The sequence below is a fragment of the Roseovarius sp. SK2 genome, from assembly GCF_028807495.1.
GTDB classification, from domain to species: domain Bacteria; phylum Pseudomonadota; class Alphaproteobacteria; order Rhodobacterales; family Rhodobacteraceae; genus Roseovarius; species Roseovarius confluentis.
Genome location: NZ_JARAMK010000006.1, coordinates 1 through 13,214, shown reverse-complemented (window position 1 = coordinate 13,214; position 13,214 = coordinate 1). Strand labels below are relative to the sequence as shown.

13 protein-coding genes are annotated in these 13,214 nt (G+C 63.7%); 11 read left to right on the top strand and 2 right to left on the bottom strand.

All coding sequences use genetic code 11. From position 1 onward, the window contains the following. The first annotated feature begins 182 nt into the window (after positions 1 to 182). From PVV74_RS12575 to PVV74_RS12525, 11 genes are all read left to right on the top strand, one after another. Positions 183 to 1,421, top strand: coding sequence for an AAA family ATPase (locus PVV74_RS12575; RefSeq protein WP_103764821.1), 1,239 nt, complete (start codon positions 183 to 185; stop codon positions 1,419 to 1,421). A gap of 13 nt (positions 1,422 to 1,434) precedes the next feature. Beyond that, positions 1,435 to 2,880, top strand: coding sequence for a CpaF family protein (locus PVV74_RS12570; protein WP_103764820.1), 1,446 nt, complete (start codon positions 1,435 to 1,437; stop codon positions 2,878 to 2,880). Between the two features lie 5 nt (positions 2,881 to 2,885). Beyond that, positions 2,886 to 3,854 (top strand): type II secretion system F family protein, encoded by a 969-nt coding sequence (locus tag PVV74_RS12565; protein ID WP_274593431.1) that lies wholly within the window; start codon positions 2,886 to 2,888, stop codon positions 3,852 to 3,854. Positions 3,855 to 3,889: 35 nt separating this feature from the next. Then, on the top strand, positions 3,890 to 4,846 hold the full coding sequence (locus tag PVV74_RS12560) for a type II secretion system F family protein (protein ID WP_274593430.1): 957 nt from the start codon (positions 3,890 to 3,892) through the stop codon (positions 4,844 to 4,846). 68 nt (positions 4,847 to 4,914) lie between these two features. Beyond that, positions 4,915 to 5,475 carry a tetratricopeptide repeat protein gene (locus PVV74_RS12555; protein ID WP_103764817.1) on the top strand — a complete coding sequence of 187 codons (561 nt, stop codon included), beginning with the start codon at positions 4,915 to 4,917 and terminating at the stop codon, positions 5,473 to 5,475. 27 nt (positions 5,476 to 5,502) lie between these two features. Further along, the gene (locus tag PVV74_RS12550) at positions 5,503 to 6,360 is read left to right on the top strand and encodes a tetratricopeptide repeat protein (RefSeq protein ID WP_274593429.1); all 858 of its coding nucleotides are present in this window, start codon (positions 5,503 to 5,505) and stop codon (positions 6,358 to 6,360) included. Between the two features lie 21 nt (positions 6,361 to 6,381). After that, positions 6,382 to 6,888 (top strand): prepilin peptidase, encoded by a 507-nt coding sequence (locus PVV74_RS12545; RefSeq protein WP_103764815.1) that lies wholly within the window; start codon positions 6,382 to 6,384, stop codon positions 6,886 to 6,888. Positions 6,889 to 7,019: 131 nt separating this feature from the next. Beyond that, complete coding sequence (locus PVV74_RS12540; protein ID WP_103764814.1) at positions 7,020 to 8,330, top strand: ATPase; 1,311 nt, start codon at positions 7,020 to 7,022, stop codon at positions 8,328 to 8,330. 76 nt (positions 8,331 to 8,406) lie between these two features. Continuing rightward, a complete protein-coding gene (locus tag PVV74_RS12535) occupies positions 8,407 to 10,809 on the top strand; it encodes a ligase-associated DNA damage response DEXH box helicase (RefSeq protein ID WP_274593428.1) in 2,403 nt (800 codons plus the stop codon). Positions 10,810 to 10,859: 50 nt separating this feature from the next. Then, entirely contained in the window at positions 10,860 to 11,534 is a 675-nt protein-coding gene (gene pdeM / locus PVV74_RS12530; protein WP_103764812.1) for a ligase-associated DNA damage response endonuclease PdeM, read from the top strand. Positions 11,535 to 11,602: 68 nt separating this feature from the next. Then, positions 11,603 to 12,022: a PaaI family thioesterase gene (locus tag PVV74_RS12525; RefSeq protein ID WP_103764811.1), complete on the top strand. Its 420-nt coding sequence runs from the start codon at positions 11,603 to 11,605 to the stop codon at positions 12,020 to 12,022. Positions 12,023 to 12,150: 128 nt separating this feature from the next. Here the strand turns inward: PVV74_RS12525 and folD are convergent, their stop codons facing one another. Beyond that, a complete protein-coding gene (gene folD, locus PVV74_RS12520; RefSeq protein WP_103764810.1) occupies positions 12,151 to 13,041 on the bottom strand; it encodes a bifunctional methylenetetrahydrofolate dehydrogenase/methenyltetrahydrofolate cyclohydrolase FolD in 891 nt (296 codons plus the stop codon). A 70-nt stretch (positions 13,042 to 13,111) separates the two neighbouring features. Further along, positions 13,112 to 13,214: formate--tetrahydrofolate ligase (locus PVV74_RS12515; RefSeq protein WP_274593577.1), on the bottom strand; the 103-nt coding region annotated here is incomplete at its 5' end.

The window sequence follows — 13,214 nt, the reverse complement described above, 5'->3', positions numbered from 1 at the left end:
GCGGGTTTTTTTTGTCCTGAGATATCGCACAATTACGATCTTTTGGCCCAATTATTGCCCAGATTTTCCAGCAGTTTCAGCGCATGGCAATGGGTCCGTGCGTGTATGCGCATCGTCCCGAAGTCCGAAAGATAACGGTTTCCGACGCATCGACGTCGCAACAAGCATGGGTCCGACCTGAGATGAGTAGTGTGCAAAAACAACCCGAGTCCAGCCCGATCACGGCCTGCACCGTCAGCCGTGACGTGCAGGATTTCGACCTGTTGATCGAGGACATGGAAACCGCCCTGGGCGAGGCTTGGGGCGATCTTGGCTTTGCCGAGGCGCTGGCCTTCTTCAACCAGCCCGAAGCCGACGGTCTGGAATTCGTGGCGCTGGCGATCGACGCCAGCGACGAGGACGAGATCGGCCTGCTCAGCGAAATCATCACCATGGCCAAGGCACGCGGGATCAAGGTGATCCTGATCGCCGAGGATGTCAGCCCCTCGTCCCTGCACCAGCTTTTGCGGCAGGGCGCGGATGAATTCGTCCCCTACCCTCTGCCCGAGAACGAGCTGCAGGCCGCGATCGACCGCCTGCAGCGCACCGACATCTCTGCCTCTGCCGCCGCCGCCGCCCCATTCGGCAATTCGAGCAGCCCGGGCGACGGTGTTCTGCTGGCGGTTCAGAGCCTTGCCGGCGGCACCGGCGCCACGACCCTGGCGGTGAACCTTGCATGGGAACTGGCCACGGTCACCAAGAACGACGCCCCGCGCGTCTGCATCCTGGACCTCGGCCTGCAAACCGGCTCGGTCGCCACCTATCTCGACCTGCCGCGCAAGGATGTCGTCTATGAAATGTGGGCCGACACCGACTCGATGGACGAGGATATCTTCAAGCAGGCGCTGGTCTCCTACGAGGACAAGCTTTGGGTTCTGACCGCACCCACCGACATCCTGCCGCTCGACATGATCACGCCCGAGGATGTACAGCGCGTGCTGGACATGGCCCGTGCCAAGTTCGACTATGTCATCGTCGACATGCCCGGCACATTGGTCCAGTGGACCGAAACCGTGCTGCATTCCGCGCAGATCTACTTCACCACGCTGGAGCTCGACATGCGTTCGGCCCAGAACGCCCTGCGCCTCAAGCGGGCGCTGCGCTCCGAGGACCTGCCGGTCGAGAAGCTGCGCTATTGCCTGAACCGCGCGCCGAAGTTCACCGACCTGAACGGCAAAAGCCGGGTCAAGCGCATGGCCGAAAGCCTGGAAATCAGCATCGAGGTGCAGCTGCCCGACGGCGGCAAGCCGGTGATGCAGGCGGGCGACCACGGCACGCCGCTGGCAAGCGCCGCCGGCAAGAACCCGCTGCGCAAGGAAATCGCCAAGCTGGCGGTCTCGCTGCACGCGCTTGGCCAAAGCGACGCCGATCAGGCCGCATAAAGGAAGTTAACCAATGTTCTCGCGATACAAGAAGACGACCGAAGGCGCCCAGCCGGTCAAGGCCAACAAGACGCCCGTCGCCGAAGCACCCCGGACCGCCCCCGTGGAAGAGGCGCAAAGCGTCTCGCTGCGCAAACCGCTTCAGAAAGCGGCGGCAACTACGTCGCCGCAGGACAAGGACCGCAAGCGCAAGGAACGTTTGTCCGAGATCAAGATCGAACTGCACCGCGCGCTTCTGGACAACCTGAACCTCGGCGCGTTGGAAAGTGCGACGGAGGCTGACCTGCGCGCGGAGATCGCGTCGATTGCAGGCGAGGCGCTGGAAGAACGCAGCATCGTTCTGAATCGCGAGGACCGGTCCACGCTGACACAGGACCTCTATGACGAGGTGCGCGGCCTTGGCCCGCTGGAACCGCTCCTGAAGGACGACACCGTCAACGATATTCTGGTCAACGGCCCGCAGCAGGTGTTCGTGGAACGTGCGGGCAGGCTGGAACTGACCGACACGACCTTCAAGGACGAAAAGCACCTTCTGCGGATCATCGACAAGATCGTGTCGGCCGTGGGCCGTCGCGTCGACGAATCCAACCCCTACGTCGACGCCCGCCTGCAGGATGGCTCGCGTTTCAACGCCATGGTCCCGCCCGTGGCGGTGGATGGCAGCCTGGTGTCCATTCGTAAGTTCAAGAAGGACAAGCTGGGCATCGACGACCTGGTGAATTTCGGCGCCTTTTCCGAGGAAATGGCCGCCTATCTTCAGGCCGCCGTTGCCACGCGCCTCAACGTGATCGTCTCGGGCGGTACGGGTTCGGGCAAGACGACCACGCTCAACGCGCTGTCGTCCTTCATCGACAATGCCGAACGCATCCTGACGATCGAGGATACCGCGGAACTTCAGCTGCAGCAGATCCACGTGGGTCGAATGGAAAGCCGCCCGCCCAACGTCGAGGGCAAAGGCGAAGTTTCCCCGCGCGACTGTCTGAAAAACGCCCTGCGGATGCGCCCCGACCGCATCATCGTCGGCGAGACGCGCGGCGAGGAAGTGATCGACATGCTGCAGGCCATGAACACCGGCCACGACGGCTCGATGACCACGATCCACGCAAACAACCCGCGCGACGGGATCAGCCGCCTGGAAAACATGGTCGCCATGGCCGGGATCGAGATGCCGCTCAAGGCGGTGCGCTCGCAGATCGCGTCGGCCGTGAACCTTCTGGTGCAGGCCAGCCGCCTTCAAGACGGCTCGCGCCGGATGACCTCGATCACCGAGATCACCGGCATGGAGGGCGACGTGATTTCCATGCAGGAGATCTTCCGCTTCCAGCGCGTCGGCCTGTCGCCCGACAACAAGATCATCGGCCATTTCACCGGCACAGGTGTGCGGTCGAATTTTTCAGAACGGTTCCGCTTGTGGGGGTATGACCTGCCGCCCAGCATCTATGAACCCGTGGGAGAGTAAACGCTATGTCTATCAGTGCAGAGCCAATCATTTACGGCCTGATTTTCATCGGGATCATGGTCCTCGTTCAGGGTCTTTACCTGACCGTCTTCGGACGCTCCATCAGCCTCAACAACCGCGTCAACCGCCGGCTGGAGATGCTCGACAAGACCGGCAATCGCGAGGAGGTGATGGAAAAGCTGCGCAAGGAGATGGAACAGCATCTCAAGGCGCGCAAGATCCCGCTTTACTCGATCCTCGCCACCAAGGCCCAGATGGGGGCCATCGCGTTCTCGCCCAAGCAGCTGATGATGCTGATGGTGGCCTGCGGCTTCATCGCCTTTATCGGCCTGTCGGTCGGCACCAGCACCGCCTTGCCCGTGCGCATTCTCGTCTCCGTCGCGATGGGCGTGGGCGGCATCTTTGTCTGGGTCAACATGAAGGCCAGCAAACGCATGGCCATGCTGGAAGAACAGCTGCCCGACGCCATCGAACTCATGGTGCGCAGTTTGCGTGTCGGCCACCCGTTCAGCTCGGCCATTTCCATCGTCGCCAACGAGGTCGCCGACCCGCTGGCCACCGAATTCGGCGTCATCGCCGACGAGGCCGCCTATGGCCGCGACATGGGTGAGGCGCTCAAGGACATGGCCGAACGGCTGGACATGCAGGATTTGCGCTTCCTCGCCGTGGCCGTGACCATCCAGCAGCAATCGGGTGGTAACCTGGCCGAGATCCTCGATGGTCTGGCCAAGGTGATCCGCGCCCGCTTCCGCCTGTTCCGCCGCGTCAAGGCCATCACTGCCGAGGCCAAGTGGTCGGGCAAGTTCCTGTCCGCCTTCCCGATCCTCGCGCTGATCGCGATCCAGATGATCAAGCCCGACTATTACGACGAGGCGATGGAACACCCCTACTTCATACCGGCCTGCCTCGCTGTCGGCTTCTTCCTCGTGGCGAACCTCTTCGTGATGCGCGCCCTCGTGAACATCAAAGTGTAAAGGCCACGACCATGTTGGACAGGATTTCACAGTTCATGACCGATACGCTGGGCCCGTTCGGCCCGCTGATCGCGGTGGGCACACTGGGCCTGCTTCTGGTCCTCTTGACGATCCCGATCCTGATCCGCGAGTCGAACGACCCGCTGGACAAGATCAAGAAGCAGTCGCGCAGCGGCCTGTCGACCGAGGACCAGAAGAAGAAGCTGCGCACCGGCCAGCGCAACGAGAAGCTGGACAGGTATGCGAAGTTCCTCGAACCCGAGGATGAAAAGCAACTCAGCCAGATCCGCCTGACCCTGATGCAGGCCGGCTATCGCAGCCGCGACGCCGTGCGCTATTTCCACTTCGCGCAGTTCGCGCTCGGTATCGGTTTCCTGATCCTGGGCGTGCTGTACTTCCTGGTGTTCCTGGCGGGTGCCGAGGACACGACCACGACGCAAACGATGATGTATATCCTCGGCCCCGGCGGGATCGGCTACCTGATACCGAAATACTGGGTGACCAAGCGTCAGCAGCAGCGCCAGCAGGAAATCGAGGAAGGCTTCCCCGACAGCCTCGACATGATGCTGACCTGCGTCGAGGCGGGCCAGTCGCTCGACCAGGCAATCATCCGGGTGTCCAAGGAAATCCGCGCTTCCTATCCTGCGTTGTCCGAGGAATTCGAGATCGTCTCCCACCAGATCAAGGCCGGACGGGACAAACCCTCGGTCCTGAACGAAATGGCCGAACGCTGCGGCGTGCAGGATATCTCCAGCTTCGTGACCGTGCTGGTGCAATCACAATCCTTCGGCACTTCGATCGCCGACGCCCTGCGCGTCTATGCCGGCGAGATGCGTGACAAACGGGTCATGCGGGCTGAAGAAAAGGCCAACAAGCTGCCGACGAAGATGACATTGGCCACGATGATGCTTACAGTGCCGCCATTGCTGATCATTCTGGTCGGCCCGTCGGTGCTGGGGATCATGGAACTCTTCACGATGGCGGGCCAGTAACGGCCGGACCAACGAAAGGCAGGTCCCGCGCGGGCCTGCCGCCACAACGAAGAGGCGACATAACCGGCATGGCACGAGCAGGTGTCTGGCTTCTGGTTTCCTTCGCTCTCGTCGCGGGCTGCGGCGAAGGCGCTTCGCGTGATCCCGACAGCCCTTACGCCCCCGGCGTCGCAAAGGATGGCGAGGCCGTCGACTCCAAGCTGGTCGGCCACCGCCTCGTGGCCGCCGGCGAGTACGAACTGGCCATCGACGCCTTTTCCCGCGCCGCCCTCGACGAGGGCATGAGCGCCGATGTGCTTGGCGGCCTGGGCACCGCCAATCTCGGCCTGGGGCGTCTGCACACCGCCGAACGCCTGCTCCGACAGGCCATCGAAAAAGACGAATTCTCGCCCGAGGTCTGGAACAACCTTGGCGTTGTCCTGCTGGAAAAGGGCGAAAACGGCGAGGCCGAACAGGTGTTCAAAAAGGCCTACGCGCTCGACAATGGCCAAAGTGACTCAATCCGAGACAATTTGCGGTTAGTTCTCGCAAAATCGGAAAATTCTCTTTATAGTGAAGAGTTAGAGCAAGATTATAAACTGGTGCGGCGCGGGAGCAGCGACTACCTGATCCGCAGTATACCAGGTTGAGGCAAAGGCAGTAAAAGGACGCAAAAAATGCGCCACCCTATTCTTATGTGCATCTGCGTGGGCAGCGCATTTGCCCTTTCCGCTTGTGATGAAAAGGCCGGCAAGGCCGATGTGGACCGGGCCTTGTCCGATCTCAACGTCGTCGACGAAAGCAACCTCGGCGATGTCATGCTGACCGTGGCAGACCCAAACGAGTCCGTGAAATATTTCCAGCGCACGCTGGGCGAAAAGCCCGACCGCATCGACGTGCGCCGCGGCCTCGCGCTATCGCTCATTCGCGCCAAGCGCCACACCGAGGCCGTCGCGGCCTGGCAAAACGTGGTCGAGCATGAAAAGTCCACCAATGACGACCAGGTGGAATACGCCGACGCGCTCATTCGCAACAACGAATGGAAACGCGCCGACGAGGTGCTGGATTCCGTCCCGCCGACCCATGAGACCTTCAAGCGCTACCGGCTCGAGGCGATGATCGCCGACAGCAACCAGAACTGGAAGAAAGCCGACAGCTTCTACGAGACCGCCGTCGGCCTCACGACCCAGCCCGCCAGCGTCATGAACAACTGGGGCTATTCCAAGCTGACCCGCGGCGACTTCGCCGCCGCCGAGCGCCTGTTCACCGACGCGATCCGACAGGATGACAGCCTGTTCACCGCCAAGAACAACCTTGTCCTGGCGCGCGGCGCGCAAAAGAAATATTCCATGCCTGTCCTGCAGACCAGCCAGGAAGAGCGCGCGCAACTGCTCTACACGCTGGGTCTTTCGGCCATCAAGCAGGGCGACACCAATATCGGCAAGGGCCTTCTGCGCGACGCCATCGACACGCATCCCCAGCATTTCGAGGCCGCCGCGCGCAGCCTGAATGCGCTGGAAAACAACGTCGAATAAAAGACGTGCGAGGCGCGGGTCATGCCCCTTGAAATCACCAGTTGGGCGGCGCTCTGGTTCCTGCCTTTCGTCACCCCGGTCTGTCTCTGGGTGATGTGGAGTGACCTCAAGGCCATGCGTATTCCCAACACCTCGGTGCTGACGCTGGCGGGGATCTTCGTGATCGTCGGCCTTTGGGCCGTCACCCCCTTCTGGCCCGATTATGCGTGGCGCATCGCGATCATGTTCATCGCCCTCGTGATCGGCTTCATCGCCAATGCCGGCGGGCTGATGGGCGCGGGCGACAGCAAGTTCATCGCCGCCGCGGCGCCCTTCATCGCCCCAGCCGACTGGCGGATCATCATGTTTCTCTTTACCGCCAACCTTTTGGCCTGTTTCGTCACGCACCGGCTGGCGAAACACACGCCGCTGCGCCGGCTCGCCCCCGACTGGATCAGCTGGGACCGCGGCAAGAAGTTTCCCATGGGCTTCGCCCTGGGCGCGACACTCGTGATTTATCTCGGCCTCGGCGCCGCCTACGGCGCCTGAGGCGCCTGCCCCAACCACGCCCGCGCGCGACCACAATTTCCGCATGATTTGATGCCATCCTGCCCCGGATTGCGCCGCAGTATGCGGTGCCTGAGACATGTCAACTTGTCGAAGAAAACGGGCAGAAAACCATGAATATGCAAGTGACCAACGGCGTTCAGCCGCCCCCGCCACCCTCCGGGCTCGACGAAATGCAGCTCCCCATCGTCATGATGCGGGACATCCTGCTGAAGACCATGTTCCGCAAGAACCTCGACATGGTCAGCGAAATCTCCGAGGCGATCTGCCTGCCTCGCGCCGTCACGCAGGAACTGGTGGACATGGCGCGCCAGCAACGCCTGCTCGAGGCGACCGGCACGCTCAACGCCAATTCGGGCGGCGAGATGGGCTTTCAGCTGACCGACGCGGGCAAGTCCCGCGCCCTCGACGCGCTGTCGCAATCGGAATATTTCGGCGCCATGCCCGTGCCGCTGGCGGTTTACCGTGAACAGGTCAAGCGCCAGTCGATCCGCAACATCCAGATCACCCGGGACGAGCTGACCGGCGCCATGGGCCACCTCGTGCTGCCCAACGATCTGCTCGATCACCTCGGCCCTGCCGTGTCGGCCGGCCGCTCGATCCTGATGTACGGCCCGCCCGGCAACGGGAAATCCTCGATCTCGAACGGCATCCGCGACGCCATGGGCGACAAGATCTATGTCCCCCGCGCCATCGAATACGCGGGCCAAGTCATCACCGTCTACGACCCGATCGTCCATTCCAAGGCCGAGGTCGAGGTCGACGACCCCAACTCCCTGCGCCGAAAGCGCACCTTCGACACGCGTTACGTGCGCTGCGAACGGCCCACGGTCATCACCGGGGGCGAGCTCAGCCTGTCGATGCTCGACCTGGTCTACAACCCGACCGCGCGGACCTACCAGGCACCGCTGCAGTTGAAATCGACGGGCGGCATCTTCATCGTCGACGACCTTGGCCGCCAGGCAGAGCCGCCGCAAAGCCTCGTCAACCGCTGGATCGTCCCGCTCGAGGAATCCAAGGACATCCTCGCGCTGCAATCGGGCGAAAAGTTCGAGGTGCCGTTCGACACGCTGGTGATCTTCTCGACCAACTTCCACCCCAACGAGATCTTCGACCAGGCCGCCCTGCGCCGGATCTTCTTCAAGATCAAGATCGACGGCCCGAACCAGCAGGACTTCCTCAAGATCTTCGCCATGGTGGCCAAGAAACGCGGCATGCCGCTGGACGAGGACACCTTGTTGCATCTGCTCAAGGTCAAGTACCCGACGATCAACAACGTCTACGCCAACTACCAGCCGATCTTCCTGATCGACCAGATGATTTCGATCTGCGAATTCGAGGGCATTCCCTACCAGATGCGTCCCGATCTCTTGGACCGTGCCTGGGCGAACATGTTCGTCAAGGACGAGACCATCGTGAAGTAAGCGCCGCCCGGAGTTTTTGAAAACTCCGGGCAAAACTTTTCCTGAAAAGTTTTGCGGTTCCGCCTACATCTGGCGGATGACGTCGTTACCCCCCGTGTTCACTGAATGGTTCGCCTCGCGCGGCTGGTCCATCCACCCGCACCAGCAGGCGATGCTGGACCGCGCCGATGACCCCGCCCTGCTGCTCATCGCCCCCACCGGCGGCGGCAAGACACTGGCGGGCTTCCTGCCCACGCTGGTGGACATCGCCGAGCACGGCCACGAGGGGCTGCACACGCTCTACATCTCGCCCCTCAAGGCGCTCGCGGCCGACATCAAGCGCAACCTCACCACGCCTGTGTCAGACATGGACCTGCCCATCCGCATCGAGGACCGCACCGGCGACACGTCCTCGTCGGCCAAGCGCCGCCAGCGCGCCGACCCGCCGCATATCCTGCTGACGACGCCCGAAAGCCTGGCACTCCTCACGTCCTACGAGGATGCGCCGCGCATCTTTGCAGGGCTGAAACGCATCGTCGTCGACGAGATCCACGCGCTGGCCGAGTCGAAGCGCGGCGACCAGCTTTTCCTCGCCCTCAGCCGCCTTAAGGCCATGTGTCCCGGCCTGCGCCGCGTGGGCCTCTCGGCCACGGTCGAGGACCCCGCCGCCATCGCGCGCCTGCTCGCCCGCCACCCCGACCCTTGTGAAATCCTCATGGCCGATCCCGGCCCCGAGCCCGATATCGCAATGCTGCAAACCGATGCCACCCCACCTTGGTCCGGGGGTGGTGCAGCCTATTCGATCCCCGCCGTTTTGGAAGAGGTGAAACGCCACCGCATCACCCTCATCTTCCACAACACCCGCGCCCAGGCCGAGATCTTCTTTCACAACCTCTGGCTCGCCAATGAAGAGGCCCTGCCGATCGGCATCCACCACGGCTCACTCGACCGGGCACAGCGCGAGCGGGTCGAGGCCGCCATGCAGCGCGGCGAGCTGCGCGCCGTGGTCTGCACCGGCAGTCTGGACCTCGGCATCGACTGGGGCGATGTGGACCTCGTGATCCAGGTCGGCGCGCCCAAGAACGTCAAGCGCCTGGTGCAGCGCATCGGCCGCGCCAACCACCGTTACAACGCGCCATCAAAGGCGCTTCTGGTCCCCGCCAACCGGTTCGAGGTCATCGAATGCCATGCCGCGTTGGAGGCCGTCCGTGACCACGACCTCGACGGCGAGCCACGCGGCCCCGGCCCCCGCGACGTGCTCTGCCAGCACATCCTCATCCGCGCCTGCGCCGGGCCGTTCGATGCAGATGCATTTTTCGAGGAAGTCCAAACCGTCGGCGCCTATGCCACCCTCACCCGCGCCCAGTTCGACGCCTGCCTCGATTTTTGCGCAACCGGCGGCTATGCCCTGCGCGCCTATGACCAATGGCAGCGCCTGCTCAATCGCGACGGCCTGTGGCAGTTGCGCGATCCACGCAGCGCCCGCCTGATCCGCATGAACATAGGCACCATCCAGGACGCCGATCTGCTGAAGGTCCGGATGCGCCGCAACCGCGGCGGCAAGCCGCTGGGCGAGGTCGAGGAAGGCTTCGCCGCCTCCCTCACCCCCGGCGACACGTTCCTGATCGGGGGGCAGATCGTGAAATACGAAGGCCTGCGCGAAACCGTGGTCGAGGTCAGCCGCGACGCCGCGAAGAAACCCAAGATCGCCACTTTCGCCGGGACGAAGTTCGCCACCTCCACCCAGCTCAGCCAGCGCATCCTGTCGCTCTTGCATTCCGGCGACCACTCCGCCCTTCCGGCCCACACCGCCGACTGGATTGCGCTCCAGCAAGACGTCTCGCAACTTCCCAAAGCGGGTCGCCTGCTCATCGAAAGCTTTCCCCATGACGGGCGCGAACATGCCTGCATCTACGGCTTCGCCGGCCGCAACGCGCAACAGACGCTGGGCCTGATCCTCAGCAAACGCATGGAGGAGATGGGCCTCGCCCCCATGGGTTTCGTCTCGACCGATTACGCCACCCTCATCTGGGGGCTGGAACCGCTGACCGATGCCACCGGCCTTCTGGACCGCGCCGCCCTGCGCGAAGGCCTCGACAAGTGGCTGGCCGGTAACCAGCTGATAAAACGTACCTTTCGCGCCTCCGCCACCATCGCGGGCCTGATCCAGCGCAACCTGCCCCAGGTCCGCAAATCCGGGCGGCAGGCCACATTTTCCTCCGATATCCTCTATGACACGCTGGCCAAATACGACCCCGATCACCTGCTCCTGGACATCACAAGGCAAGAGGCAATGCGCGGCCTGATCGACTTTGGCCGGATCGAGGAGATGCTCGACCGCATCGGCAACCGCGTCGACCTTGTCCGCCTGCCCCGCGTCACGCCCTTTGCAGCGCCGTTGTTCCTCGAGGCCGGACGCACCCCCGTCGAAGGCAGCGCACAGGACCGCCTGATTGAGGAAGAAACCCAACGCCTGATGCAGGCTGCCGGTCTCGCCTGACACCCGGAAAAGCCCTTGCAAAATCAGTCGCCCCGCGTGATGAACGAAGCATGAACGGCTACGAGTTCACATTGGCAGGCGCCCGTCTCACCGCCCTCGGCTCCGGCGCGCTTTTCTGGCGTGACCTGAACCTGCTTTGCGTGTCGGACATGCACCTGGGCAAGACCGAACGCCGGGCCCGCCTGGGCGAGGCGCAACTGCCCCCCTACGAGACCCACGACACCTTATCGCGGCTGCAGGCCGACTTGGAAGCCACCGGCGCCCATACCGTCATCTGCCTTGGCGACAGCTTCGACGACGCGCTGGCCGCCCGCGCCCTTCTCGATGCCGAAAAACTCTGGATCAGCCGCCTTCAGGCCGGCCGCCGCTGGGTCTGGATCGAGGGCAACCACGATCCCGGCCCCGTCGACCTTGGCGGCGCGCATCTGTTCGAGTTGCCCGTCCCGCCGCTCACCTTCCGCCACATCGCGCAACAGGGCTTTTCCGGCGAGGTGTCAGGGCACTATCACCCCAAGGTCACCCTGCCTGTCCGGGGCCGCGCCATCACCCGGCCCGCCTTCCTGCTCGACAGCGACCGGCTGGTGATGCCCGCCTACGGCACCTATACTGGCGGCCTGCGCAGCCACGACACCGCGCTCTGCGATCTCATGCGCCCCGAGGCGCTGGCGATCCTGACGGGCAAGACCCCCCATCCCGCGCCCATGCCGCGCGGCGCAAAGGCATGACCGGCGCGGTTCCTATTCATACGCGCACGGCCTAGACTGTCCGGACACCCTACGGAGACCCCAGCCCCATGTCTGCTCCCTTCGAGACCCGCATCCGCGACAGCTTTGCCCGGCAATCCATGATGCAGACGCTGGGCGCCACGCTCACCGGCATCGCCGAGGGCCGGGTCGAGATCACCGCCCCCATCCTCGAGGGCAGCCGCCAGCAGCAGGGGGTCGCCCATGCCGGCCTGACCTTCGCCATCGGCGACAGTGCCGCGGGCTATTCCGCGCTGACCCTGATCCCCGAGGGGATGGAGGTGATGACCACTGAGATGAAGATCAACCTGCTGGCTCCCGGCGCGGGCGACACCCTTGTGGCCCGGGGCCGGGTGATCAAGCCGGGCCGCCGCCTGATGGTGGTGCAATCGGATATTTTTGCCGTGACAGACGGTGCGGAACGCCACATCGCCATGATGGTCGGCACCATGATTCCGGTGGACCTTTAGCGACGTGCGCAAGACCTGCGACAAGGCCGAAAAGAAATGAGGGCAGTCCCCGACCGAGGGTGGGGGTGAAGCCCCCGCCCGCGGGGGCGGTCGGGGGCTGCCCGGCGGAGGCCGCCGGGCAAGAGGTCTTACGCCGTCAAGCCTTCCGGCTCCGACAACCCGTTGGCACGGCAGCAGGCCGTCACCGTGTTGGCCAGCAGGCACGCGATGGTCATCGGCCCGACGCCGCCGGGAACGGGCGTAATCGCCCCCGCGCGCGCCGCGCAACTCTCGTAATCGGCATCGCCCACCAGCTTGTTCTTGCCGTCGCGCTCGACCCGGTTGATGCCCACGTCGATCACGGTGGCCCCTTCCTTGATCCAGTCACCCGGCACCATCTCGGGCCGGCCCACGGCGGCCACCACGATATCGGCGCGGCGCACGACCTCGGGCAGGTCCTTGGTGCGGCTGTGCGCGATGGTCACGGTGCAGCTGTCGCCCAGCAAAAGCTGCGCCATCGGCTTGCCCACGATGTTCGACCGCCCGACAACCACCGCGTCCATGCCGGAAAGGCTCCCGTGGTGTTCGCGCAGCATCATCAGACAGCCCAGCGGCGTGCAGGGCACCATGCTTTTCTGTCCCGTGCCCAGCAGGCCCACGTTCGAGATGTGAAACCCGTCCACGTCTTTCGCCGGGTCGATCGAGTTGATCACCAGGTCGGAATCCAGGTGGTCCGGCAACGGCAGCTGCACAAGGATGCCATGCACGTCCTTGTCGTTGTTCAGCTTGTCGATCAGCGCCAGCAGATCCTCTTCCGAGGTGTCCGCCTCCAGCTTGTGCTCGTAGGAATTCATGCCGACCTCGACGGTCTGCTTGCCCTTCGAGCGGACGTAGACCTGGCTTGCCGGGTCCTCGCCCACCAGCACCACGGCCAGTCCCGGCGTGATGCCGTGTTCTTCCTTCAGGCGGTCCACGTGGCCCGCCACCTTCTCGCGCACTTTTGCGGCAAACGCCTTGCCGTCGATAATCTCTGCCGTCATGTCTTTCCTCCCGGCCCGAAAATGGTCCCCCACCCTATACCGCTCGCATGGGGTGGGGAAAACCGGTCCTTTAGAACAATCCTTCGATTTCGCCCTGGTCGTTCAGGCGGATGGATTCGGACGCGGGGCGGCTGGGCAGGCCCGGCATGGTCATGATCTCGCCGCAGACGACG